Origin of the sequence: Aliivibrio fischeri ATCC 7744 = JCM 18803 = DSM 507, from assembly GCF_023983475.1 — a bacterium.
Taxonomy (GTDB): Bacteria; Pseudomonadota; Gammaproteobacteria; order Enterobacterales; family Vibrionaceae; genus Aliivibrio; species Aliivibrio fischeri.
This window is the reverse complement of record NZ_CP092712.1, coordinates 1,361,109-1,386,578: the sequence shown is the minus strand read 5'-3', so window position 1 is coordinate 1,386,578 and position 25,470 is coordinate 1,361,109. Positions and strand designations below refer to the sequence as shown.

Sequence of the window (25,470 nt, the reverse complement as noted above, 5' to 3'; positions counted from 1 at the left end):
TCATGACAACTTCTTTTGACTGCATTCACAACCGCTGTAACACAGGCTCATTAAAATGGGATTTCATGAAAGAAAAGCTCGGATTAGATGGCACAGACCGATTACCTATGTGGGTGTCTGATTACGACTTTCAAGCGCCACCACACGTATTAGAAGCGCTTCATAACCGCATAGACCATGGTATTTTTGGTTATGCAGAACGTAATGATGACTACTACCAAGCGATCATCACTTGGTATCAACAGCAGCATCATATTCACATTGAAAAAGAATGGATAACCACTGTACACGGTGTATTACCGGGGCTTTCAATGGCAATTCAATTGCTAACAGAAACCAATGATAAAGTGGTAATGCAAACACCGGGTTATGGTTCGTTTCGTAAAATCGTTGAATTTAATGACCGCGTATTAGTTGAGAACCCATTAATTGAGCAGCAAGGAAACTACACTATCGACCTTGCTCATTTAGAATCTTGTTTTCAGCAAGGTGCTAAAGTGATGATTTTCTGTAACCCTCACAACCCTGTCGGTAAAGCATGGTCAAAAGAAGAGATAACCGCTGTAGCAGAGCTATGTCATCAATACGATGTGTGGTTGTTAAGTGATGAGATCTGGGGCGATTTAGCAATGGGAGATAACACTTACCATTCAGCATTATCATTGCCAAAAGAGTTGCAACAAAAACTGATTGTCGCTACCGCAGCGAGTAAAACATTCGGTTTGTCTTCTGTACGTATTTCTAATTTCATGATCCCAAATCAAGAGTTAAAAGCACGTTTGGTTCGCCGTTTAGATGCTCACGGCATGGATGTTTATAATAGCTTGGCGATGTGTGCTGCCACTGCTGCTTATCAAACTTCAGCGCCTTGGTTAAATGAACTGAAAACCTATCTACAAAAGAACATTACTACCCTAGCAACTTTTATTGAAAGCGAACTGCCAGAGCTACGCTTTACCCCACCAGAAGCGGGTTATTTAGCATGGGTAGATTGCCGAGATCTTGGACTAACAGATAAAGAACTAGAGCGTAAATTAGTAGAAGCTGGGATAGTTCCAAGCATGGGGATTGCGTTTGGCAATGAAGGTTCAGGCTTTATTCGCTTAAATCTAGGTTGTCCTCGTGAAGTACTTATTCAAGCGATGCAGCGAATTAAAGAAGCCTTAGAAAGATAATCCACACTTCCACAAACCATAAAAAAAGCCGCTATTGATTAGCGGCTTTTTCATTATTCATTTAACACCATTATTTGATGTTGATGATTTGTCCGATAAGTAGACGTCTTGGATTTTCAATTTTTGGGTTTAATTGAAGTAATTCATCTACTGTTAAACCAAACTCAACTGAAATGCTGTAAAGCGTATCGTCTTGTTTAATTGTGTAGAACTTATCTGCTTGCTCAACTTGTTGTTGTGCTTGCTGTTTCAATTTACCTTGCTCTGTATTTAGCTTGTTTACTTCTTGGTAAATATCTTTATCAGTTTCTTTTTGAGCTTGTAACTCGCTCTCTAACGTTGTTACTCGAGACTCTAGCGTACTTACTGTTGATTCTAAGGTGTTAATTTGTTCTGCATGCTGCTTTTGTTGTCCGATCAGTTCATCGTTTGACGCACAACCAGTAAGAACTAACGAAGACATTAGCGACGCTACCAGAATAATACTTTTTTTCTGTTTCATACTTTTCTCACAACTTCATCTGTTTGATAAAAACTTTCGAGTATTGTCATAAAAATAAGATGTATGCACAAGTAATAAATGATTTTATCATTTGATTCTGCTGAGTTTATGGCATTTTATTGCTCATTAAATAGTTATTCTCAACATTAACTTAATTACATTGTGTGTCAGTGATGAAATATTTCCATTGATTCATTTATTTATGGGATAAACCCAGCATTGTTCGCTTCCATGATACTTTTTGATATCGAAAAACAACACTGTGTTTGTCGTACTTAAACCGATTGTTAGTTGCTACCACTAAATATTGTGCTAACATTTGTACGTACATATTTTAAGGGCTAAATTATGGATACTAGAATTCAATTCCGTGTTAATGATGAAGTTAAGCTATTAGCTCAACAATTTGCTGAGAGCCAAGGCCGTACTCTAAGTGATGCTTGCCGAGAGCTGACAGAGCAAATGGCAGAGCAACAGCGTAAAGCATTATCTCACGATCAATGGTTAACTGAACAAGTGAATTTAGCTTTCGATAAATTCGATTCAGGTAAAACTAACTTTATTAGTCATAATGAAGCAAAAGAAACTATGGCTGAGCGTAAAGCTCGAATTCGAGGTCAAAGATAAATGATCTTTTGGGAAGAAGAGTCTTTAAATGATCGTGAGAAAATATTTGAATTTCTTTACGACTTTAATCCAAGTGTCGCTGAAAGAACAGATAACACCATCGAACAGACGGTTGAGGCTTTGTTAGATCAACCTCAAATGGGTGTGCAACGTGAAAATATCAGAGGACGACTACTCATTATTCCTGAAGTATCAATGATTGTTTCATACATGATTGATGGAGAGAGCATTAGAATAATGCGCGTCCTCCACCAAAAGCAAAAGTTTCCGATTGATTAGCCTTATTCGATTGGGCTAATCAATATAAAGTACCTACCTAGTCTAGCTAGCACAACCAAACCGATGCAATTATTGCCCTTATTTTAAAAATAAGCATCACACTTATCTAAATCTAAATCATATGCGACTGCTTTAACCGTTAACTTTTCACTAAATTTAAATGACTCTAACGAATCATTGAACTGAGCATGCTTAGGATAAATTAAATACACTACTCCCTCGCCTTCTAAGTATTTATGACCATAAGCAAACATTTGATACATATCGGATTGGCTTATTCCGTATTTATCTTTAGCAGTTCCTTGATTCTCGTATATCCGCTTCCATTTAGTATCAGCGACACAAACCACTTTATTGGTTTTCTTTTCACTAATGACAAGATCTGGTTTTAGTTTAAACCAACCCTGCTCTTTCTCTGTATTAGGTGGAGTATGAGAAACCAAAGACTGACTGCTTGCTTGTGTTTTTAACTTCAAATGTGATGGTAGATCTTTTTGTAGTTTTATCGCCACATATCGCTCAAATAGAGTTTCCATTGGGAATAAAAATGAAATCCCTTTATGCGCACCAGACAAAGCAATTGGAGATTGATAACTCAAAATTAGCTCACACCATGGCTTCACACTCCGATAGTGAACTAACGAGCGATCAACAGACCACTTTCTGAAATCTAAAGAATAGTTCGATGATAATGGGATCTCATCAAAGACAAATAATAACTCTTTACCTAAACGATGATTCTCATTGCTCTTTGTCCATTTCAGTACTTGCTTCAATGCTGAATGCATTAATCTATTTTCTGAACGATCAGAAGAAAATTGATCATAAGATACGTTAAAACGATTTTGGCACCCCGGACGCTCACGAAGCTGCTTTGATGTTTGAAGTTGCCCTTTCAAATACGGTGTTTTTGCTTCTACACGCTTATACTCACTACGGATACCACGTTTAACAACATCAGCGACCTCTTTTAAAAAATACCCTATTAGCACTTCAAACAATGGCTGTTTTACTGTCTTTAAAGAAGATTGTTCAAATTGCTGCATAGACAGCTTGTTTACCGTTGAAAGCATTTTTAATAATACTTTCTTCGCAGTCTCTGAATCATGTTGATCTGATATCTTAGGTAGAATCTCAATACGAGTACCACACGGCGTTTCTATCACTCCAACATAGTTAACCACTTGAAGTGCTATGTCTTTGCCGTATTTTTTGACTCTAACTAATTCAACTGATTTTTCATTAGCACTTTGTCCGTTCACTAATAACCATTCAAATGCTTTTTTCGTTATTGAATGGCAGTCAACGTCTGATTTGTCGCCGCCATTGAGCAACAAACCAAACTCACGCACCTTAACAATAGGATTGCTCTTTTTGCTTATCATCGAGTATAAACACCGATATACGCTTGAGGATTTTTAAATGCTTTTTGATTACGGCAATAAGGCTGTATTCCTGGCACTTCCCAATCATCGCCCATTAACTCAGCGATCTTACTATTACCAAATTGTTCAATAACAAAACGTAACTCGTGGTTATCTTTTAAATGATCACCAAGTACTTGCCCTACACGTTCCCAATCTTCAAAGAAGTACTCTTCCAATAGCGGTAAGATCTGTAACTCAAAGATCTCTGCTAATAATTGTAGACTTGGGTTACCAAGTAACGGTAAAAATAAACTATGACCAATTGTATGCTCTCGGTCATACAATAATTCAATACGTTGATTCATGGTTTTTACAAGCTTAGCAACGTTAATGCCTTCGATATTAGGAATATCTTTGAGTAGCTCGTAATTTGTCATCATTTCGACAAATTCAAAGCGACGACGAAGTGCGATATCAAGCTGTGCCAGTGATTTATCTGCGGTATTCATCGTACCTATGATGTGTAAGTTTGATGGTACAGAAAACGTCTCTTTTGAATACGGTAACTTCACAGACAAAGATTCCGTGCCACCACTACGCTTACTTGGTTCAATCAATGTAATTAGCTCACCAAAGATATTAGAGATATTACCTCGGTTAATTTCATCAATGATAAGTACACGATCATTGCTTATTTCTGTTTTGTCTTCTATCGAAGGTAATGAAAAGATACCCTGTAACTTATCTAAATCAATAGTTGCGCCATAAAGGCGATATAATGTCATTTGAGATAAGTTCTTTTTGAATAACTCATCTACAGGTAATGACGGTTCATACACTCGATGCCAAGTTACTTTTCTTACTTGAGAATATCCACTATCACTCACTAAAGTTTCATCAAAGATATAATCACTCGTAATTTCAGCAATCGCCCTAAACTTACGATTGCCATCAGAAATGACAACTAAATCACCAATACTCATTTCGTTCTTAAAGTTATTTACCGATGTGACTCTGTAATCACTACTCTCTTTGTCAATAATAACTTCATTAGTACGATAGGTTTCAATTACCTCTTTACGATTAGATGTATTAGAGAAATCTATGTCATAACCATAGCCTAAAAGAACATAATTATTTTCAATACACTGCTGATAAATAAAAGTATCTTCTCCAGAAGTATCCCCTAATGACATTTTCCAGATTTTTCTATTGGATATATCTAACGCTTGTTGTTCAGTATTAACTGTGGCTTTTACGCTTGCAGAATTACACATACTTTTAAAGATACCATCTTCAACATCATAGCTAATCTGCTTACCTTCTGTCGTTGATGCTTTAAGGCCTTCAACAAAATCTTCGTAACTAAAACTTTGATGAAAAGTCACAAATCCAATGCGATTATTATTCAGGAGTTCATCAAAACGACATTTCAATTTTTCACGGTCATCTTTATTTTTAAGATAAAAATCAGGAGCCACAATCTGCAATGCTTTATTAATTGTGGTGTAAGTTTTACCTGTACCTGGAGGACCATATAAAATTGTATTTAAAGAACTTTGACATATCTTCATATTAGAACTCTCTGTATTATCCATTTCTTGATTATTATCTAACTCTCTCCAAATCTGACGACCAAATTCAGCTACATTTTGAACCCTTTTAGGATCATAACTCTTCATAATTTCATCGTAATATTGAGGATAAGAATAACCTCGCCCAGATAGTCCCGTTATCTCTTGAAGTTTATCAAGTGAGAAAATATTCAAGATCTTTGGTGACACGGTATCTTGGTATAAAAATGCTATTTTCCATTTAAATAATGGAGCTAATTCCACATTATCAATCATTTCAAGATCACCACGCTGGGCAGCCTCAATAATATTTAAGATATGCTTTTTCACATTAAAAAATGCATCTGCTTCATTACCACCAAACCTTGATTGCCAAGAATATACTTCTCCATGGCTCATTCCGTTTCGTTCTTTTGGTATTCCTTTTTGCTTATAGATACCAAATTTTGTCGATGGTGAACCTTTTATATTTGCTAAGATACCTGTTTTTGTCTCTACCCAGTATGTGAAAGTATCCTTATCACCAGTAGAAACATATTGCTCCAACGTCATATTTTGCACAGTGCTAATAGGCCATCTTTCTATAAACTCATCCCATGCAACTTTTAAATCATTCATAACCAACTCACATTTATACTAACTACCACTAATGTTTAGTGCTTCTAATTCACCCAATCCAAGTGATTCTCTTCGAATACATCAACACCCTTTTGACGAATACGATCTATCCAGTCTTCCGCTTTATTTGATCCAACGCCATAATACTCAACAGCTGCTCGCTGTAATACTCTATGCTCATTCTGAATTGATGTAGGCATTAAGGCTGAATCATCGGTATTTACACATACTGAAATTGCGCCACGTCTTAAACCAAACTTGTTAAAACGTTCTCCCTCGTTTAGCCAAGATTCAATAGGTGGATTCCAACGATAAATAGGATGCTCATGATAATACTCAAAGCGCCCAATATAGATATTTGATGTTGGACAAGCTTCAAATATTATTTCTTGAGACCCATACTTTTCTATTTGTAGATCTTGGATTGCTTCATACAACTCTAATTCTGCTGCTGATATAGAGTCAAAGTATGTCCCATGCTTATAACCAAAAGGTTCAAAACCTTGCTTGGGATTACAGTTAATAATTACTGATTTTTCACGTCTCTTAAAAAAGTGGACATCTAACTCAGCTAGTATGTATTTTTGCCAAAGTACGAATGCCTTTTGGCTACTAGCGTTGCATTGAATTTGGTCAAAATCTATTATCCAATCACGATATAACGGGTTCTTACCATCTATAACTGGTGGCTTATCATTAGATAACTCATCAAGATTTAACGCATAAGGGCAATTTCGTCTCAACTTCCAAGCTTCGTATAAACTTCGACATGAATGTTCTTCTTCGTAAAGATAGCCAGACCAGAAATTAATTTTCTCTTGAAGTAAATGTAAAACACCAGTAAATTTAGGCACTTTCTGAATAACTTCAAGTGACTTCTGAAAGCACCAAACAAGATTATCTAAATGTTCACCAATTGTAACATAAGCCGTTTGTTGCCTTTGTGCCCACGAACTAGGCGAGACCCCTAGTGCTAGTCCATGACCAATTCGATCTCCTGACTGATAATCACAAAAATACACAGCTTCATCGATTGCTCTTAATCCAGAAAGTAAATGACTATAATCTTCACCTGCATGAATAGTTAAAAAAGGTCTCTGATGACGAGTTGTAAATAGACTCTGTGATGAATGTTTAGCTGAACGCAAAACCCGTAGAGCAGGAGCAAATACCTCAATTGGTAGTTCGTTTTCATTACCTGCTACATCATACCCGCGTATTGCTTTACGCAAATCAACTTTTAATGATTCATCTTCAATTTGAAATGCTTTTATCTCGGTATCAGAAAAAGAAACAGAACCATGAAATTGCTGAAGAAGTCTAACTTGATTCTTAATATTAGCCCTAAACTTAGACTGTCTTTTGTCTTCGCTTTTGCCGCTTCTGGTAAAATGCAAAACAAAGTGGACCCTTTCTGCTAATGATTCTTTAAAGAGTGCCTCTAAACTAACCTTCAACGACTTTGGATCTGCTGGAAAACTATTACTCCCAATAGCAATATTTGGTGATACTCTAAATTCCCTTACTGTTTCTTTTGATATATCTGATTTAAAAGCATCCAAACCGACAATATCTTGTGAGCCTAAATGTCTACTCTTACGAAGTGGAAAATGAAAAGATTCTACAAATTGACCTAATCCAACCCCCATTACAATCATATAATTACGCAAAACATTGCTTATACGAATATAAGTATCTAGAGCTTTATCTGCTTCTTTACTTAAAGAAATTAAGCCAGTACAAAATAAAAGCCAACGATTCGCTGATGGAATTAATAAACAATGAGATTGTGATAAACAATGCTGAGAAAAATTAGCACACTCACCACGTTCAATATATGAAATCGCATCACCTTTGAACTCAATATTAATATGAGGCTTTATATGCAATTTATTTACACGTTTATAATCATGATCAAACGCAAAAGCTGCTAAATTATCACCTAATAAGGCGCTCCACTTAGGTAAATCATTCTTTTTATATCGTTCACTCTCAAATAAAGTGCTTTCAGGTCTTCTTGGCCATTTAATTTTTCCAGTAACCTCTACCCCATATAATGAAAAACTTAGTAGAGATGGACCAGTATATCCATGTCCACCAAGGTGGACATGATTATCAGCAAAACCTTTCTTTCCTTTTAATTGTTGAAGAGCTGTAGGGCACTGGTTATCTTTAATACATGTTATAATATTCTGCTCACTAATATCACAATCGTAAGCTAAATCACTATAGGCTTTTGCAATAATCCAACTAACATCAATTAAAGAGGCTAGTTCTAACCACTCCTCAAGATAACTTAACTTAACTTCGAAACGATCACCTTGCCAAATTAAATACTTTTCAGCTAATAATGATAATAGTTTTTTCAAATTAATCTTATCAAGATTCAATGAACAAATAAGAGCTGTAATATCCTCATTTCTTAGCATCCTTAATATATATGGTTGATAGTCAAAAATACTCTTTTCTTGTAATAGAATTTTTTATTTTCAATACCAACCTCATTAAATAAAAAACGATCAGAAGCAAGTAAAGAAGCATAAGCGATACTCTCATCACTAACTTTAAGCATCATCACCCTCTATATATGACTGTATTGCTTTTAATAAGTTAGCATTTAACTCTTTTGGATCAACTAATGAAGTTTTGTTTGTTATTTTATTTTCTTTAATAAAAGAAATTAATTTATCTTTCTGTTTTTCATCAAATCCATCTAATCTCTTTTTAAGTGCAGATACTAGCTTAAGATCTTTAAGTTCAAAATCTTTCCTTAACTTCGCTAATTTGCTTTCCAACTCTCCTCTCCCTAAAGAAAATAGTGGCTCCAAAGGTTCAGTATCTTTTGATTTATTAATAACAAATATTGGATGTTTCCAAAGTACATCTATAAAACGCACACAAAAACCATCAGCAATATTTTCTTCTTTTAATTTCTCATTATTTCTAGTAATTGTTCGGTCATACTTCTCAAATTCCTTATAATTTCTTAACGTACTATAATTATCTGTTTGAGCAACATTAGCATTAATTGCATTGCCTTTAATTGATGCTGTCATTGCTGAATTAACAAGAATCAATTCAAAACGTCTTGCTAAATCTGTTAAATGCTCATCGGTATAAGTTTTATTAGATTTATATAAATTTAGCGCAGAAAATGTCTTATTAAACATAAATGAAAATATAGATATAAGATCACTTGAATTTATTTCGTCAAAGAACTCTCTATTATTTATTTTCCATATATTAATTTCACCTGCCAGAATCTCTGCCGAAGATCGCTTAGAATCACTTTCTTTTTCAACCTCTTCTTCATAATCGCCATCCTGAATAACTTTAGTTGGACTTGCATTAAATATTGAATAAAATGGTCTACGCCCAAGAATATTATAAATATCTTTTTCGATATCTATAGACTTATTTACGAATGAAAATAAGATCAATTCAAATGCACGACTACAAAATACATACTGATATGTATTTGATAATGTTGAATAATAGTCACCATATGTATAAACATCGAGTAATATATTAGCGTTAATTTTACTTTCGTTAGATAATAAAGAGTTTGTATTTTTTATCGAACCTTGTGTAATATACTTTTTATCATCAAAAAATTCATAGGGTGGCATACTTCGTAAAGTATAACTTTTTTCATTATATGCACTCTCCAGTATAGATAAATTGCCATTTAGTTGAGCTGACACTTGCTTGGGTTGTAATGAAAACATTGAGTTTAAAGAATCTTTTTGAGAACCAAAAAAACATTTGTTAGCCCAAGGATATCGATCTTTGCTCATTTGCATTTTAGGGTTAAATGCAATTAAAGATTCAATATTAAAAGAAGAGCCCTTATCTAAATTATTAAGCGTAAACCATGACATTGCATTAGTAAAAGAAACACCGTTTTTCTTTTGTGTAGCCCAACTTTGGTAAGCCATCCATACCGGATTGATACTTTTATCACGTAACACTTCAGGATTAATAGAACGTACTAACTGGGTTAGTTCTCGTGCAGACTCTGGTTCAGGCCAATTATTTATAACCTCTTCATTTGAACATAGAAAATAAAATCGGTTAAATATCAGGCTATAATATTCTGATATTTTCAATCCAATGTCATTTTCATTATTTACAATGTTTAGATTTTGTATAATTTGTGTTATCGGTCGTAAACCAATTCTCATTTGATTAGGAAAAACTTTTGTTAAATAAGATGTAGTCAGCTCTTTTGATACTAAGATCCCTTCAGCAATTAAATCATCATTTTTAGATTTATTATCATAAGCATTGCTATCAAAATGAACATTTGTCATTTGTTCATATAGACGCATATCACCGCTAACTATAGGAATAATATATGGACACCCGAGTAAACGACGCACATCATCTACAACTTCAAATGCTCGCCCAAGTGCCATATCCACATCATCAATTGGTAGCACCAAAGCTTGACACCCCAATAAATTAATTGCCGACTCTATAAATAAATGGAAATAACTTTCAATTTGAATACCAGAATTATATTGTAGAATTTTATCAATTCCTGAATGACCATTAAAATCATCTTTCTTTCCAAGTGCATCTGCTAATTTTTTTAATGAATTATAAAAATGCGTCTTTTCTTGTTCACTAACGGAACTTAGACCATGACATCCACTTAAACTTTTAATCTTTTTTTCAACTACGTAATAAATTTGAGCAATTATAACATTAGAAAAATGGTCGTTATTTACAAGCATTGTTGGATCAATCACATTCAGAAACTTAAGTTCTTCTTCCTGTATGTTTTTTTGTTTTTCTTTCTTACAAGCTTTGCTCCATAACTTCTCACAATTTCTCAAAAATACAGTTTTCCCTGTACCTCTCTGACCAAAAACAAGAATTGCATTATGAGATAACCATGTTTTTTTATTATCTTTCTCCCTATTTTTTTATATTCTTTTGCTTCTCGCAATGTAATTTCAAGTTTATTTATTAAACTTTCTTGAGCCTCGCACTGCCAAAACTCACCACTAGAATCTGAATAATCATCTCGATATTCAGCTTTTTTGTAATTTAATTTTAAAATATTTGTCATAACTAGCCTACTTTTTTAAACCTTTAATCCAACTAAATGCGCCATTATTTACCGCTATATAATCACCAACAATGTCAGCATGTGTTGCTTCTCTATTCTTTGTATCGATATCTGATAACTTTGCGAGCGTATTCTCTTGTTCAATACGCACAAACTCTTTTTTTTGCCCTTTGATGGCAATTTGATATTCCCTTTTTAATCGTTCAAGATGTTCCGTTGCTAATCGATTTCGACTCCAACCTCTTGTATAACCATTCATTCTGTTCAGTGCATAACATGTAACAAACAGCGTTATATGAACTACAGCAAACAATGCAATCATTTCCTTAGAATAAAAGGCTAAAAACACACCAAATTCCAATAACCAAAGTGCTTTAAAGAATTTGCTGAACGTTTTAATAGAGAGGAAAACTATCACTATTGGCCAAAATATAATTAAATGCCAGTTAACCACATCAAAACCAACAAATTGATAAGGATTGAGTTTAACCAGGTCTACTTTAAGAACAGCATCACTGAATAATATAGCTAAAGAAAGCACCGCCCAAAAAACACTCAAAATCGACAATCTACGCGTCAGTTTATGATTGCCACGAAAGCCATCTCGACGATCTTCATATTGTTTTAAGTAATAATTGATTTCATCAATTGCCACATCACCAGTTTGCTTCTGATTATTATCACTGCTCATTAACTTTTTCCTTTCTTAAAATTCTCTACCTACTCTAGCACGCCCCTGTACACATCATCACAGGTGACTAACCAAACTCATGCAACAATACAATTAGCTCTACTTTTAATGAGGCTTTGATATCATCTCGTTGGCTCCAGTCTGGGTATTGGGCTTTATAACCTTCATGCGCTTAGCAAGTTCTAATAACTTGTCATCTGAATAAGTAAAATCGCACTTTTGCAGTATATTGTACACTAAATTAGAGAGGAAACATTGATATTGGAGAAGGAATGGTAAAAATTAGATAAAAAAGCCACACTAGCTCTAGCATAACTTTAATAACAAATCTTTATTGTTTAACTAATTCGTGATGCTCTATTTAGAACAATCTCATAACTAGATTTTATATAGACTCACACTTATATCGTTTGCCATTATTGATTCTTGGGTTATCCCTTTTTCTACATTAGACATTAATAACTCTAGATTAGAAGGAATTAGTACTGATACTCGTTCCCAATTTTGATACTGATTACTAAATAGATCTGAGCGCCCATGTTGTTTAAGCACCTCTTTTGATAAATCTGGAACAAGCATATAATCAGCACCTGATGCAAAGGCTAAAGAAATACCTTTAGGATCTGTATCAAACCAAGCGACAAGTTCTATATCTGGAAAAGTTAGGGCAATTTCTTTTGATATCACGCTACAATCCTTATCTCCTCGGTAGACGATAAGAGGATTAGGCTCCATATCCGTTTTCACCAATCTAAACTTAGAAAACGCTTCATAGTTTTCAACAATAACAACTTGGCTGTGCTCAATGCTCTTCAAATGACTTAGAGCTATCTCAATGTTCATGCCTTCTTCTAAGTCGTATGTTTTATTATTTATGTTCGTGGACAAAATCCCATAAACTTTAATTACCTTGTCTTTGACTGGCCTTGAGCTTAACTTCTCATTTGGAAAGAACTGAGCGATATCCGTTCGAGAATTTGGAATAGGATCAGTTAAAAGATCAAAGCCTGATTGTTCTTTAATTACTTTTCTAATTTGACGTATATCTCTAGACGTTAGCTGTAACTTTTCACCACTGGTAATTCCAACACTAAAGTCGCGGTGAAAAATCTCAAAAACGCCACTCAGCACTACATTGGTACCGTCTTTAACTTTCGCTGGAGAAAAAAGTTGTTTAAGCCGATTTAAATCACTACTGGTTATATTATCAATAATTCTACTCACAGTTTCCTCGCTATAGATACATCTTCTAAGTGAAGGTTGCCATAACCTATATTGCTACCTTTTGCTAAATAGGTATAAGACCCGATAGGCTCAACGGTAAAGCCTTTGCTATCTTCGGGAAGCATTGAACTATGGAAATTAAGCACGCTAAATAGCCACACATCTTTAGCGCAAGTAAGCTGTTCAAGATCTTCCGGCAAATCATTATTGATTTGCTCATAATATTCCAAAGCGGAAATGCTGGTTTTTCCCTTGCCAATAAAGGCTTCAGCAAAAAAGGTATCACAATGAGAATCAATGTCCGCTTCAATCAGCTCTTGTATTTCAACATCAAGTGCCAATTCTCGGCGCTCAGCCTCTTCAACAACCGGAAGTTCTTCTTTTTCAACAGGCTGCACCGTAATTTTCTCAACAATATCGGCTAATTCCAGCTCTTGCTCCATATCATCAGGATTTGGGTGATGCGCAAATTGAATAGGCTCTGAAAGCCAAAACGTCGGTATGCCATCGTACTTTGCTATCTCATCGGGCAAAATCAAATCGTCACTTGGTGTCCAATGTGGCTCTTGATCAATAAACCGTTCAAAGGCATTGATCAGGTCCTTATCACGCTCTCGGTTACGATACTTCAGCATCAAAGCTCGAAGTTGAATTAGGATAGAGCCGAGCTCTTGCTGGCAACTACGAATAGCACTGTGCATTTCAGTACAAAACAAGGTATTGAGCTCTGAGTTATCTCCAGCCATTTCACTCAACAACTTAAAAGAAAAAGCTTTCATGCCACTAACAAGCTTTTCAGCTTGCTCTATCGCGACTTGATTCTCTTTTTGTTTTTGAGCGAGCGTATGACCATAACCAAAATCATAACTGATACGGTTTCTTAGGCGACGACAAGACTCTTGCAAATCCATTGTGATTTCATAAACGACACCTTCTAAGCTATTAAACCGATCAGCCTCTTCCTCTCTTTTGCCATTTAATTTAGCTTCAAGATATTCTTGTGCGAGACTCTGAATTTCTGGAATGCGCTCAGCGTGTTGAGTCCCAAGAAACGAACTTGCTTCCGTTTCAAGGAAATAGTTCATCAGTGCCTCCATTTTAGGATGCACACGGTAGCCGCGGCTTGTCACGATAACAACACGGGCTTCTTTTAATTTACGTAGGTCGTTGGCGTTCTCATGAGTTTCACGTATCGTGCCATTTTCAAAAACATGCGTTAATGTGTCCTTTGCTTGGCTGATTAAGCTAAGCATGTGATTGACACCACCATGTTTCCCATTATTTTGAGAGCTCATCAAAAGTCGAACTCCTCTTGGTTCTCGTTTGCTTTGTTAACTGCTTCAACGATCTTTTCATGGGTATCGATGAAATCGAGCACTTCGTAAATAAAATCTAACTTTCCTGTCATCACATAGAGCTGACGCTCTTTATTTACTAAATGAGCCACCCCTTCTTTAACCAAGAATTCGACGACTACATTGAGTTTATCAGTTGCACTGTCACGCACTTTTTTTCGACTCACTTTCGGGAGTCGATAAATACTATCGAGTTTCTCCATCAAGCTAGGAGACGATTGAATTTGCGCACTCAGGACAGGCACACTTAACTCATCACCACCAACCATCACGGCTTCAACTTGAGCAGCCTCACTGACTGTCGCCACGAACTTAATCAAAGGTCGAATTATACCGTGTACATTACCCATCAACGCGGTCACCTGACGACGATTGTGGTCGTCAATACTTTTATAGGTGACATAATAGGCACTGGTTCGACTCGTACATTGGAGCTCGCGGCCCATAAGAGTCAACGCTTGATTGATTTCTCGGCATGTACGATCCTCTTTAAGCGTCTTGTAAGCTTCACGATCAGTTGCTGGGCAAATAAAACAACCACTAAGTAGAGACTCTAAGACTTGTGATACTGGTTTCATGCTTCTACTCCTGTGCTAGTTTCAGCGGCTTTGGCTAACGCGAGTTTGCTTACTTTAGGTTTATTAAAAATGTTCTTGTAAGGCGTTAAGTGGTACAGGTACTTGAATAAATTAGCTGTACGATTATTGCCATCAGGTTGAGCAGCAATGACATTGAAGTTGTGTGCCCCCATCATTTTAAGCAGTTTGGCTTGGTTTTCTGCAGTCAACTTACCAATCTCATCTGTTGGGTAAGTTATTGATAGTCGACTTGATCCACGTTGTTGAGTCAGTAGCGCTAAATACAACATGGATTGAATAAGCAAGTTCGTGCCATTACTGGCTAAGTCACGCATATCTTTATCTGTTTTGGCGGTTTTACGCTGGTTGTTCTCGATAACTTCAAATTTGATGTCAAACAGCTCAGTAGGCTTCTTAACTTTCTCGGCACTAATATGATAAGTCAGCGTATCTAAAGCATTGTAAAACTCTTTGGTTGGTAGCTCAGCAGATCCCGTTTTATCCCACTCTTCATAAATCTCAGAGAAGTTAATAATATCTTCCCAACCTTGTAGCTTGGAAAGTGTACTTTCAACGTTAATGTCAATAGAACCAACCACTGAGAACGTATTATTGAGTTTTACTTGTTCAGAGATATTACGACCAAGCTTTTTAATATCACGGTCGAAACCAAGTAGCCGATGCTTGAAATCAACGAGCATACGCCCCATGTTGACCGCGCTTTCAATTGTTATGCTGGTCACCTGAGGAATAATGTCATTCATGATGATTTCTAGAATATCTATTCGTTTAGAGTCACTAGCAACAATATCCTCTGTAATGGTGTTTCGGCTGCTTTCATTCCAGAAACGATACAGCTCCCCGTCACCAAGATTGAGAGTGATAGTTTCCATCTGTTGTATATCTTTTTTACGTAGCTTAGTAAGCCTCTCTAACTCTGGGAGTTTGCTCTCCACATCACTCAATAGTGAATTTAAATCGCCGTTATAGTCGAGCGCTTCTTGGCTGCCTTCTTCACCCTCAAACATCACGTAGTTAGTTAGGCGAGAGATTGCACTGTCAGCTCGCTGTTTGTGGTTTCTCAAGATAGAGAGCTTCTCATCAAACTCTTTTTTGGTTCTATGAGCTTTGGCTCTCAACTCGTTCAGTTTAATTTCAAAAGATTTAATCTCTTGTTGCACAGTTTCAAGTTCTTTGACCTTAGTATTGCGATCGTCACGTCTCTTAGGGTCATCCATTTCATAAACAGCAAGCCATGTCTCGTATTCTTTGATTTTATGAGACTTCACTTTTAAGCTTTTGATTTCATTATCAAGAAATTCAATTTCTTCTTTGTAGCGTTGATAGATTTCACCACTAATGCCTTGGTAACTCAACCGCTGTTCATATTCCGCTTTGATGCGCTGTTTGTTCTCGCCTAACGTCAGAGTACTTTTTACAAGTAGTTCGTCGATAGCTCCAATCATGAGATCAAGTGATGATTCAACATTGCTAATTTGAGTAAGCCTGTCGTTGTTTAACTTTAATTTTGCTTCTTCAAAACGTTCAAGCGTCACTGAGATTTCCTGATCAATCAGGGCTATAGCTTTCTCAATCGATTTGATGCTTACATTAATTTTTTCGACTAAGCCCTCTTTTGCACGGGCAATCTCTATTTTCTTGTTTTTAAGATTAATCTTAGTTTGTGCTAGGTCACCCTCAGTATTTCGCAGCTCATTACGTAGTCGTGACAACTCAAGCGCTGACTGTTTAACAGCCGAATCATTTTTCAAAATGTTCTTATTGAAATCGGCCTCTGCATCTTCAAGCTCACCGATAAGATCCATCAATTGAGCCTGCTCTTCTACATCAGCTTTGTTGGTGACACTACAATCGGCTAGATTGCTCGTATCGATATATAAATCGTACATTGAACCGGAATCATCAGTCATTGAAGGCGTGAGTGTCGTGTCCATCAGAAGCTCATCGGTAAGAATACGACCAAGTGGAGAGCTTTGCCATCCCTGTCGATTAGCCTCCAGGAACGAGAACAAGGTTCCTGAATCTGGGTCTAATCGGTTACTGACTACTTTTAACCTGGCTTCAGCATCGCGCATATTTCGACGAGTGGCCTCTAATCTTTCGAGTAGCTTTTCACGTTTAGTTTGTAAGTTGATTCCTTCCTTCTCACTCACAGTTGTCGTGTGTTTTAACGTGTCTACTTGTTCTTGCAATCTGTCCTTCTCAGACTCCAACTGCTCTCTCTGCACAATAAGAAGCTCATCAATATCTGGGTTCTTTAGTCGCTGTTTTTGAGTGGCGAGTTCAGCCTTATGTTCCATAAGAGCCAGAGATTTATCCGCTATAAAACTCGTATGGGTTTGGGTCAGTTCCTTTAACTGAGGCTGATATACATCGTCTATCTTGTCTTTTTTAACCTTGCACTCTTTCTCGGCATCAAGTTTTTGCTCTGTTAGGTCAGACTTTTCTTTATTGAACTTACTAACAAGGCTTTGTTTGTCTTTCTCATACTTTGCTTTGGCATCATTTACCTTAGTTTCAAGATCTGCGTAACTTTGTCTTTGTTGTGCCACCCTGTCTTCCATTTCTGGCAATTGCTTTAGCTTAACGGACAGCTCTGGATAACCACTATTTTCGTATGTTATAAGCTTGCTGTGATGTACTTCGATCTCAGAGTTAATACTTGTGATAGAGCGTTGAAGAGCACTCTTTTGAACCTCTTTGTCAAGCTTACCTTGATTAATTTCGCCAATCTGCTTGTCACTGTTTTCAAGAAAATCTGAGCGCTGCTGTTCGGTTTTCTTAAGAGATCCATCAAGGCTTTCAGACGCATCACGAATGGTTATTAAGGCACTTGCGAGCTGAGTGGTTAGATAGACAATCTGCTTATTGTTCGCAATAGCTTCAATGAACGCTTCTTTTTTATCTAGGAACGCTGTTAGGCCGTTGTAGTCATCACACCATTGTTCAATTCTGTTTGCATCCACACCAAACTCTAATGTGCTATTCCCTTGCTCGAGGATATCTAGGAAAAGCGCCTTTGTGTCGGCCATATTGAATTCACCTTGAATCAACGCCGCTGTGATTTTTTCAATATGACGGACATCATGACGACCAGAGCACAAAGAGTAGCTGAGGAACTGATTGCTCAAATACCCTGTATTAATGTTTTGGATAATTTCTCGGTACTCTTTGACGCTAGTAATACGCGACTCGTAATCCAAACCGTTGGCGTTCAGCTCCGCGGCCAACTTTGTACAGCCGATAGCGCAAGGCTTGTCTTCGCTGCCTTGTTTAATGATCACTGATTGCTCAAACTGACCTTTAACGAAAAGGTAAACAATGCCACCTTTAGTACTAAGGTTTCGATAACAAATGACATGAGCAACTTGACCACGAGCAGTAATGTACTCGAAAACAATATAACTGTTGTTGTGTGGTAAATACCATTCTGCAAAGGGCTTATTGACATTCGATTTCCTGACGATCTGCGTGCCAGTCGCTCCATAAAAGAACGGAATGAGCCTTAACAGTGATGTTTTGCCTTCTCCGTTACCGCCAGTGATCTGAGTGGGGGCGTCAAAAGAATACTCAGAAAACATCTTGTTTTTCTGATAAGAATTTATTGTGATAACTTTGGTTAATCCTGCATTCATCATCGTATTTCTCTCAATCTTTGTTGTTTTCTTGATTGAAAACCAACCAGTTAAATTTTTGGCAACATAAGTCAGGCTACACTTCACCTACCATATAATTTTATGCTTTCACAGCAATGGCTCCTGAATCTAATACGTCCTTCTCAATATCCACAATAAATATATGTACTTTTTGTATACATGTATATACTGTATACATCAACATGTAACATTTGTGAGCAGGAGCATGATTCAAGTAGATATTAAATGGGACCAACAAGTAAGATTTCGACTAATTGAAATCATAGCCCAGTGGGAAGGCCGGCTGACAACAAATCACCTATGTGACGCTTTTCATATAGGCCGCCAACAGGCTTCTAGAGATATCAATAAGTACATTAGCCTTACAGGCCAAGATCAATTGGTCCTTGATAGGACAATTAAAGGTTACAGACCAGCAGATAGCTTTAAGCCTCTATTTACTCAAGGTACTGCTCATGAATATCTTATGATGCTTCATCAACAGTACAATCAAAAAGAAACATTTGAATTCTTTAATTGGGGGGAAGCTCAATCGACAGTATTGAATGTTCCTGAAAGGGCTATATCGCCAAAAATTGTTCGAAGTTTAATAGCTGCTGCAAGAGCTAATCTTCGTGTGGATATTGACTACGTGTCTCTATCTACACCTGAAGTTCGAGGTCGTATCATTGCTCCTCATAGCTTGGTCTATGATGGTATTAGGTGGCATGTAAGAGCATTTTGTGAAGATAGAAGTAATTATCGCGATTTTGTATTAAGCCGCTTTAGAAACGAACCTGACTTAATGGATAAATCACCAAATACGCGAGAGTATGATGATGATTGGAATCACCAAGTTAAATTAACTATTACACCTAACCCTTATTTATCTGAAAAACAACAATCTATCGTTGCTGATGATTATGCTATGGAAAATAAAGAGTTAGAAATCACAACTAGAAAAGCTTTAGTACATTACTATTTACGTCGTATGGGAACGACACAAGATGAAGAGTTACTAAAAAAAGAACCAGAAATGCATCAACTAACTGCATTTTTACTAAATGAATAGGCAAATTTACCAAATATTGAAGATTGAGGATATTATCAAAGGATGATGTAAATCACAGGCACAAAAAAGCCCACACTAGGTGGGCTTCTTCGTTTAAATAATGGTGCGTCCGAGTGAACTCGAATCACCGACCCCTACCATGTCAAGGTAGTACTCTAACCAACTGAGCTACGGACGCACTGTGTTCTAAATCTTCTATAAAACCTATTGTGACTAAATCAATAGTTGTTGTTTGACAAAAACAAACAGAAGGAATGGTGCGTCTGAGTGAACTCGAATCACCGACCCCTACCATGTCAAGGTAGTACTCTAACCAACTGAGCTACAGACGCATTCCTTTAGAACGAGGCTGATATTATCGAGTTCAGAATCAGTCTGCAAGTAATTTTTTTTCATTATCAATCGTTTGTCTATTTCTCATTCAATCCGAATAAAATCAGAACATATTGATAGAGTCCATACTTTCCAATACAATTGCATGTACCGTTAAAAGGATTTTTATCTTATGCCTCAATCTCGTCTTCAACGCTTGTCATTCTTGCAGCCAATCATCATTTTAATCTTGGTTGGAATGGCCGCAGTTTCTCTTACATTTAGTGTCAAAAATTTTAAATCTGTTGAAAAAACAATCAAAACTTCGTCCTTTCAAGCATTCAATAACTCAATTGAAGCCAGTTACGATATTGTAGACACTGCACTTAATGAATCTATCAAGCGTTATTTAAAAGGCATAGTGACAACCTCTGCTGAATTTATCTCTCAAATTCAAAACTCTCCAGTATTAAGTGCTGAGCAAAAAAGAAGACTCATACAAGATTATATTAACGACAGTAAAATTGGGGATACCGGTTATCCTTACATTCTAAACTCGAACGGAGATTTGCTTTACCACCCTATTTTTCAGGGTCGTAATGTAGGCCAGTACCTTCATATTCAACAACAAATTGGGAATAATGATAATTTTGTTGAGTACTTATGGACGAATCCGGGGGATGAGAAGCCAAGAAAGAAAATCACTTACTCCGTTTATTTACCTGACTCTGATCTGATCGTATCCGCAAGTGCGTATAAAGATGAGCTTCTTCACTTTATTGATAAAAGTTTATTAAAAGATAAATTAGACAAGTACCAGTATGGTGAAACTGGCTATGTATATGTCATCGATTTAAATGGCAATCTGCTGTTGCACCCTAGCTATGAAGGCGAAAATGTTCGTGATCTAATAGGCTCTCACGCTGATGGATTGTTAGAGAAGATACGCCAGTCTGCTCATGCGTACAATTTACAAATGAATCAAAACCAAACCACTCCAAATGATCATTCTCGTATGGATATTGAGGATTACACTTACCAAATTACTTTAGATAATAAAACATACCAAAAAGATGTGTTGTTTATTTATTACCCTTATTTGGACTGGGCGATCATTTCTGGTATCTCTCGAGATGAATTAAATCAACCTACAAATACATTGCTGTATAGCTTACTGACTTTAGTGATCAGCTTAACGGCTTTAATTTTAATTTTGATGCTGTTACTTAACCATCGCCACAGAAAATTAATTAATGTACTTAATAGAGACTATCTCACTGGTTTGTACAACCGTGGAACGTTTCATAGCAAGGTATCACCACTCATAAAATCGAGTAACAGTAATAACAAATTTAAGCCCTATTCGATTATTTTATTGGATATCGATTTCTTTAAACGTATTAATGATAATTACGGACATTTAGTCGGTGATAAGGTGATCGCTATAGTGGGTAGAACAATGGCTCAATACCCTAATGTGTTAGCTGGTCGTTATGGTGGTGAGGAATTTATTCTTTTTATTCGAGATAATGACATTGAGTCAGTGATTGAATTTACCGACCAAATACGTACACAAATCTCAAACTATAATACGCTTCATGAAGACATTACTCTGAGCGCTGGGATTACGACAATTAATAAACCAAACGTACTATTAGATGATGTGATTGAACAAGCGGATAAAGCGCTATATTACTCAAAACATAATGGACGTAATAAAATCACCCATTATCAAGATATCTAATTAAAGAAAATAAATTGAAGAAAAACTGGACAGGACGAGCCCTTGAACTACGCTAAATAAGGTAATGCTTTCCATTTTATTATTAGCGCAAGGCTCGCGATGAGCCGTTTCCCAAAGCCCGTGACCAGGAATAGTTACGGGCTATTTTTTTGGGTAAAAACGTTATTTAACTAAATGAATACCGTCTTTTTCGATGGTGATCTTACCTGCTTTATATAAACCACCAATGGTTTTCTTAAACGTGCCTTTACTGGTTCTAAACTCAGCAAAAATAGCATCTGGTGATGATTTATCACTTAGCGGTAAGAAACCGTCTTTCTTCTCTAATGTCGCAATCACTTTTTCACTTAAGTCATCCATACGTGCTTTACCTGGACGTTGAAGTGATAATGAGATTTTACCATCTTCACGCACATCACTAATGAATGCTTTTAGTTGCTTACCAATGAACAGTTTGCCAAACACATCAGAGTGGAAAATTAATCCCCAATGCTCGCCATTCACAACGGCTTTGTAACCAAGATCCGTTCGCTCAGCAATTAAGATATCAACTTGTTGACCTTTCTCGTAGTTTGCTGGTGTCTTATCTAACCACTTGTTGAAACGTGTTGTTCCTACGATACGACCAGAGGCTTTATCTGTGTATACGTAAACAAGGATTGATTGACCTTCATTTAAACGACCACGTTGCTCACTAAATGGAATAAGCAAATCTTTTTTCGCAATGCCCCAATCCACAAATGCACCGATACTGTTTGTACCGATCACGTTCATTAGTCCAAATTGACCCACTTGTGCTTTTGGCGTTTCAGTTGTTGCTACCACTTCATTTTCTGAATCAAAATAGATAAACACATCCAGTGCTTCGCCTACTTCTGTGCCTTCTGGAACAAAACGACTTGGAAGAAGAATTGAACCAAAATCTTCGCCATCTAAAAAGACACCAAAATCTACGGTTTTTGTTACTTCTAATTTGTTGATTTGACCAATTTTAACCATTACTTCAATTCCTAAATAAAATACTCGGTGATTATACCCGAACTCTGATATGCTTGCTGTATGAATTAGCATTTTTATAGGAATTTCCTGTGATTACAGTTGGTAAGAAGGATGGCTTATCACTAAAAATTTCTCATATTGTTGAAGAATCCAAACAACATGAACTAGAAATGTTTCTTTTTATTCCTGGTGAGCTTGGATTAAACAAGGATATGATTTCTGAATCTGAGTTTTATTACAACTCGATTCAAAGCCAACGAACCTATTTTAGTGATAAAAACCACCTACCTCTTGTGCACTCTCGCCTTGCACAACGTGGACGTTTATCTAGCGAACAATATCGTTTAAGTTTGAGTTTATACGCCTATCAATATGCACTTGCATTAGAAAAAGCGATACAACAACTAAGCGATACGACTCGTGACGACATTACGCACGAGGAAGTTGAAGATGCTATTGAACTCGCAATTGATATCCTTAGAAAGTTACGACGTAACGTACCTTATGACGATACGCTAAAGCGTTACTACGCAAACATCGACAATTACCTTTCTTGGTACACCGAGCAGAAGTTCCTTTCTCTGATTGCGCACATGCCACGCAATGAAGATTATAAAGAAGTGAAAGAGAAGCTTATCGATTTCTGTGAAAAAGAAGATCTGCATCGTTTAGATAAGAGTTATAACTCTCGTAAAGCTCGGGAAGATATCACTCGTATGTCAAACAAAATGCGTCTACTGCGTCGTTTAATCGAATTCCCTATCGTGCTTAAAGAAAAGAACCTTGCTTTAGGTAAACATATTAAGCGTATGGTCAAAGGCGGTGCAACGGCTGTGGTTATGATCTTTGTATCATTAATGGTGATTCAAGCTCGTGGTTTCTTGGGTGAAATTACGGCCTCTTTCATTTTTGCGGTCTCATTTATCTATGCCATGCGTGAAGTCTTTAAGGATGACTTACGTGATGTAATGTGGCGTTGGATACGTAAAGGACAACCTAAGTGGCGTAAACGCTACCTTGACCCAACAAGTAATACTTATGTTGGACGAAAATTAGAATGGCTTGATTACATGACGTTTGCTGAGCTTGATTCTGATATTCAAAAATTACGTAAACACCGTGTTGTGCAACGTGAAGAAGTGGTTTTAGCCTATAAAAGTCAAACTAAAATGGCCATTACCAAATTCATGAGTGGTTATGAACAAACTCGTGAAACCATGCTGATTGATTTGCGCCCTATTGCTCGTTTAATGGAGAAAGGATCTCAAAAGATTTATCACTTAAATGATGGTCAAGTCAGTAAAGAATCTGTTGAGAAACGTCATTTAATTAATTTGGTCATTAGAGAGACAATGGATGATTACAGCACGCAGTTGCACCGCTGGAAAATCATTGTTAACCGTTCAAAGATTATTGATATAGAAAAGATATCTGACGAAAAATAATTAAACAGCTTATGATACAAAAAAACGCCTTTATTGCTTAACGAGATAAAGGCGTTTTTTATTGCTACTTAATAACATTAAGTTACGCGGTAACTACAACATCCATGACATTCAGTTGCTCTAACAACTCTTGAATACGAGGGTTTTGAGCCAGTTCATCAATGGTGGTTAACACTGGCTTATTTGCTTTATTCGCTGATTGAATTGCATGTCCAATAAGGTGTATAACCGCATCGTTTTGTGGATCAAAATGATGTTCTAGTGCTTCATTTTGCTTATCAACGCCTAATGTAAACTGTGTTAATGTATCAACATTAATCACCATACCATCAAAGTATTGCAGTAATTTATCTGCCATTAATGCTGCAGCTGGCACATCACACACAAAGTGTACTTTTAAACTATCTAAACCACGCGGTAAGCCTTGAATCGCTAGACGATCAATAATGGTTGCAGCATCACTTAAATTACGAACAAATGGTACGACGATTTGCACACTTGCTGATGTGTTTGCAATGACCTTTTTGATCACTTCACACTCTAGAGCAAATTGGTCGGCGCTAGCGTCAGAAGCGTATCGAGTCACACCTCGAACTCCCATCATTGGATTGGCTTCTTTCTCTTCTAGTTGGCCAGCAAGAAGACCTGCAAAAGCCGCGCTATCTGCATCTGAAAATGCAATTTTGATTTCTTTTGTCGCTTCAGTAACATTCGATAGAATCACGTTTGCTAGTGTATCAATAAAATGCGTTTTTCCATCTGCCGCACTTTCAATGATTGCAGCAAAACTTTGAGCATCAATTGACGTCATTTCAGGTGCTTTGATTACCGCTTTTGGATGGTAAAACAAGTGTTCTTGAATAAGTGCGGCAATAGATACATACAATGAAGCGTCTGAGTCTGTCTCTGATTGATATGAAGGTAAACTCGCAACACGATTAAGTGTCGGTAAAATTGTGTCTGTCATGCTTGCTCCAGTAAACGCGTAAATACCATTTATGTTGTTATTAATGTGAACATACCGATACATTGCCAACAACTCAAGTCCAAAAGATACAACAAGTTAACTTTTATTTACTTATTGTGGCTAACAATAAAAGTTTTGGGTTTCATCCCCTCTCATTTTCCGTTATCTTAGTCGGTGTGTATTAAAAAAGAATTAACAGGCGAACTTT

19 protein-coding genes and 2 tRNA genes are annotated in these 25,470 nt (G+C 36.6%); 6 read left to right on the top strand and 15 right to left on the bottom strand.

Annotation, left to right across the window (positions count from 1 at the left end):
* The first annotated feature begins 2 nt into the window (after nt 1–2).
* The gene (locus AVFI_RS06475; RefSeq protein ID WP_155661592.1) at nt 3–1,175 is read left to right on the top strand and encodes a MalY/PatB family protein; all 1,173 of its coding nucleotides are present in this window, start codon (nt 3–5) and stop codon (nt 1,173–1,175) included.
* A 70-nt stretch (nt 1,176–1,245) separates the two neighbouring features.
* Here the strand turns inward: AVFI_RS06475 and AVFI_RS06470 are convergent, their stop codons facing one another.
* Nucleotides 1,246–1,677, bottom strand: coding sequence for a LysM peptidoglycan-binding domain-containing protein (locus tag AVFI_RS06470; RefSeq protein WP_041941331.1), 432 nt, complete (start codon nt 1,675–1,677; stop codon nt 1,246–1,248).
* Nucleotides 1,678–2,025: 348 nt separating this feature from the next.
* On the opposite strand from AVFI_RS06470, the gene AVFI_RS06465 reads away from it, so the two are divergent.
* Nucleotides 2,026–2,304 (top strand): type II toxin-antitoxin system RelB/DinJ family antitoxin, encoded by a 279-nt coding sequence (locus AVFI_RS06465; RefSeq protein WP_017019676.1) that lies wholly within the window; start codon nt 2,026–2,028, stop codon nt 2,302–2,304.
* Nucleotides 2,305–2,583: a type II toxin-antitoxin system RelE/ParE family toxin gene (locus AVFI_RS06460; protein WP_054775379.1), complete on the top strand. Its 279-nt coding sequence runs from the start codon at nt 2,305–2,307 to the stop codon at nt 2,581–2,583.
* A gap of 83 nt (nt 2,584–2,666) precedes the next feature.
* Here the strand turns inward: AVFI_RS06460 and AVFI_RS06455 are convergent, their stop codons facing one another.
* The 10 genes from AVFI_RS06455 to AVFI_RS06410 all read right to left on the bottom strand — a co-directional run bounded on the left by AVFI_RS06455 (nt 2,667) and on the right by AVFI_RS06410 (nt 18,726).
* The gene (locus tag AVFI_RS06455) at nt 2,667–3,968 is read right to left on the bottom strand and encodes an McrC family protein (protein ID WP_188863441.1); all 1,302 of its coding nucleotides are present in this window, start codon (nt 3,966–3,968) and stop codon (nt 2,667–2,669) included.
* The gene (locus AVFI_RS06450) at nt 3,965–6,142 is read right to left on the bottom strand and encodes an AAA family ATPase (RefSeq protein WP_188863442.1); all 2,178 of its coding nucleotides are present in this window, start codon (nt 6,140–6,142) and stop codon (nt 3,965–3,967) included. The genes AVFI_RS06455 and AVFI_RS06450 overlap by 4 nt, the downstream gene beginning before the upstream one ends.
* Nucleotides 6,143–6,186: 44 nt before the next feature.
* Nucleotides 6,187–8,571, bottom strand: a complete 2,385-nt coding sequence (rdrB, locus tag AVFI_RS06445; protein WP_321576969.1) for an antiviral RADAR system adenosine deaminase RdrB — start codon at nt 8,569–8,571, stop codon at nt 6,187–6,189.
* A gap of 135 nt (nt 8,572–8,706) precedes the next feature.
* Nucleotides 8,707–11,025, bottom strand: coding sequence for an antiviral RADAR system adenosine triphosphatase RdrA (gene rdrA / locus AVFI_RS06440; protein ID WP_308424509.1), 2,319 nt, complete (start codon nt 11,023–11,025; stop codon nt 8,707–8,709).
* Nucleotides 10,980–11,219, bottom strand: coding sequence for a hypothetical protein (locus tag AVFI_RS06435; RefSeq protein WP_188863445.1), 240 nt, complete (start codon nt 11,217–11,219; stop codon nt 10,980–10,982). Before AVFI_RS06435 ends, rdrA begins: the two co-directional genes overlap by 46 nt.
* Nucleotides 11,220–11,226: 7 nt before the next feature.
* The gene (locus tag AVFI_RS06430; RefSeq protein ID WP_188863446.1) at nt 11,227–11,910 is read right to left on the bottom strand and encodes a hypothetical protein; all 684 of its coding nucleotides are present in this window, start codon (nt 11,908–11,910) and stop codon (nt 11,227–11,229) included.
* 378 nt (nt 11,911–12,288) lie between these two features.
* Entirely contained in the window at nt 12,289–13,134 is an 846-nt protein-coding gene (locus AVFI_RS06425; RefSeq protein ID WP_188863447.1) for a DUF7281 domain-containing protein, read from the bottom strand.
* Nucleotides 13,131–14,429 (bottom strand): hypothetical protein, encoded by a 1,299-nt coding sequence (locus AVFI_RS06420; protein ID WP_188863448.1) that lies wholly within the window; start codon nt 14,427–14,429, stop codon nt 13,131–13,133. Before AVFI_RS06420 ends, AVFI_RS06425 begins: the two co-directional genes overlap by 4 nt.
* A complete protein-coding gene (locus AVFI_RS06415) occupies nt 14,429–15,067 on the bottom strand; it encodes a hypothetical protein (protein ID WP_054775371.1) in 639 nt (212 codons plus the stop codon). Before AVFI_RS06415 ends, AVFI_RS06420 begins: the two co-directional genes overlap by 1 nt.
* On the bottom strand, nt 15,064–18,726 hold the full coding sequence (locus AVFI_RS06410) for an ATP-binding protein (RefSeq protein ID WP_188863449.1): 3,663 nt from the start codon (nt 18,724–18,726) through the stop codon (nt 15,064–15,066). The genes AVFI_RS06415 and AVFI_RS06410 overlap by 4 nt, the downstream gene beginning before the upstream one ends.
* A 223-nt stretch (nt 18,727–18,949) precedes the next feature.
* Between AVFI_RS06410 and AVFI_RS06405 the strand changes: the two genes are divergently transcribed.
* Nucleotides 18,950–19,795 carry a WYL domain-containing protein gene (locus tag AVFI_RS06405; RefSeq protein ID WP_188863450.1) on the top strand — a complete coding sequence of 282 codons (846 nt, stop codon included), beginning with the start codon at nt 18,950–18,952 and terminating at the stop codon, nt 19,793–19,795.
* Nucleotides 19,796–19,896: 101 nt separating this feature from the next.
* On the opposite strand, the gene AVFI_RS06400 is transcribed toward AVFI_RS06405, so the two are convergent.
* Nucleotides 19,897–19,973 (bottom strand) — tRNA-Val (locus tag AVFI_RS06400).
* Between the two features lie 77 nt (nt 19,974–20,050).
* Nucleotides 20,051–20,127, bottom strand: a tRNA-Val gene (locus tag AVFI_RS06395).
* A 173-nt stretch (nt 20,128–20,300) separates the two neighbouring features.
* On the opposite strand from AVFI_RS06395, the gene AVFI_RS06390 reads away from it, so the two are divergent.
* On the top strand, nt 20,301–21,851 hold the full coding sequence (locus tag AVFI_RS06390) for a diguanylate cyclase (protein ID WP_188863451.1): 1,551 nt from the start codon (nt 20,301–20,303) through the stop codon (nt 21,849–21,851).
* Between the two features lie 162 nt (nt 21,852–22,013).
* Here the strand turns inward: AVFI_RS06390 and AVFI_RS06385 are convergent, their stop codons facing one another.
* Complete coding sequence (locus AVFI_RS06385) at nt 22,014–22,850, bottom strand: CvfB family protein (protein WP_005419139.1); 837 nt, start codon at nt 22,848–22,850, stop codon at nt 22,014–22,016.
* An 89-nt stretch (nt 22,851–22,939) separates the two neighbouring features.
* Between AVFI_RS06385 and AVFI_RS06380 the strand changes: the two genes are divergently transcribed.
* On the top strand, nt 22,940–24,295 hold the full coding sequence (locus AVFI_RS06380; RefSeq protein WP_005419137.1) for a hypothetical protein: 1,356 nt from the start codon (nt 22,940–22,942) through the stop codon (nt 24,293–24,295).
* An 82-nt stretch (nt 24,296–24,377) separates the two neighbouring features.
* Here AVFI_RS06380 and AVFI_RS06375 read toward each other — a convergent pair whose 3' ends face one another.
* On the bottom strand, nt 24,378–25,262 hold the full coding sequence (locus tag AVFI_RS06375; RefSeq protein WP_054775370.1) for a putative PEP-binding protein: 885 nt from the start codon (nt 25,260–25,262) through the stop codon (nt 24,378–24,380).
* Nucleotides 25,263–25,470: the final 208 nt, after the last annotated feature.

Excerpts from the sequence above, each read along its gene's own strand:
- AVFI_RS06470 (WP_041941331.1), bottom strand. The coding sequence starts at position 1,677 with ATGAAACAGAAAAAAAGTATTATTCTGGTAGCGTCGCTAATGTCTTCG.
- AVFI_RS06465 (WP_017019676.1), top strand. The coding sequence starts at position 2,026 with ATGGATACTAGAATTCAATTCCGTGTTAATGATGAAGTTAAGCTATTA.
- AVFI_RS06455 (WP_188863441.1), bottom strand. The coding sequence starts at position 3,968 with ATGATAAGCAAAAAGAGCAATCCTATTGTTAAGGTGCGTGAGTTTGGT.
- AVFI_RS06410 (WP_188863449.1), bottom strand. The coding sequence starts at position 18,726 with ATGATGAATGCAGGATTAACCAAAGTTATCACAATAAATTCTTATCAG.
- AVFI_RS06415 (WP_054775371.1), bottom strand. The coding sequence starts at position 15,067 with ATGAAACCAGTATCACAAGTCTTAGAGTCTCTACTTAGTGGTTGTTTT.
- AVFI_RS06385 (WP_005419139.1), bottom strand. The coding sequence starts at position 22,850 with ATGGTTAAAATTGGTCAAATCAACAAATTAGAAGTAACAAAAACCGTA.
- AVFI_RS06375 (WP_054775370.1), bottom strand. The coding sequence starts at position 25,262 with ATGACAGACACAATTTTACCGACACTTAATCGTGTTGCGAGTTTACCT.
- AVFI_RS06450 (WP_188863442.1), bottom strand. The coding sequence starts at position 6,142 with ATGAATGATTTAAAAGTTGCATGGGATGAGTTTATAGAAAGATGGCCT.
- AVFI_RS06430 (WP_188863446.1), bottom strand. The coding sequence starts at position 11,910 with ATGAGCAGTGATAATAATCAGAAGCAAACTGGTGATGTGGCAATTGAT.
- AVFI_RS06460 (WP_054775379.1), top strand. The coding sequence starts at position 2,305 with ATGATCTTTTGGGAAGAAGAGTCTTTAAATGATCGTGAGAAAATATTT.
- AVFI_RS06475 (WP_155661592.1), top strand. The coding sequence starts at position 3 with ATGACAACTTCTTTTGACTGCATTCACAACCGCTGTAACACAGGCTCA.
- AVFI_RS06420 (WP_188863448.1), bottom strand. The coding sequence starts at position 14,429 with ATGAGCTCTCAAAATAATGGGAAACATGGTGGTGTCAATCACATGCTT.
- AVFI_RS06390 (WP_188863451.1), top strand. The coding sequence starts at position 20,301 with ATGCCTCAATCTCGTCTTCAACGCTTGTCATTCTTGCAGCCAATCATC.
- rdrB (WP_321576969.1), bottom strand. The coding sequence starts at position 8,571 with ATGCTAAGAAATGAGGATATTACAGCTCTTATTTGTTCATTGAATCTT.
- AVFI_RS06435 (WP_188863445.1), bottom strand. The coding sequence starts at position 11,219 with ATGACAAATATTTTAAAATTAAATTACAAAAAAGCTGAATATCGAGAT.
- AVFI_RS06405 (WP_188863450.1), top strand. The coding sequence starts at position 18,950 with ATGATTCAAGTAGATATTAAATGGGACCAACAAGTAAGATTTCGACTA.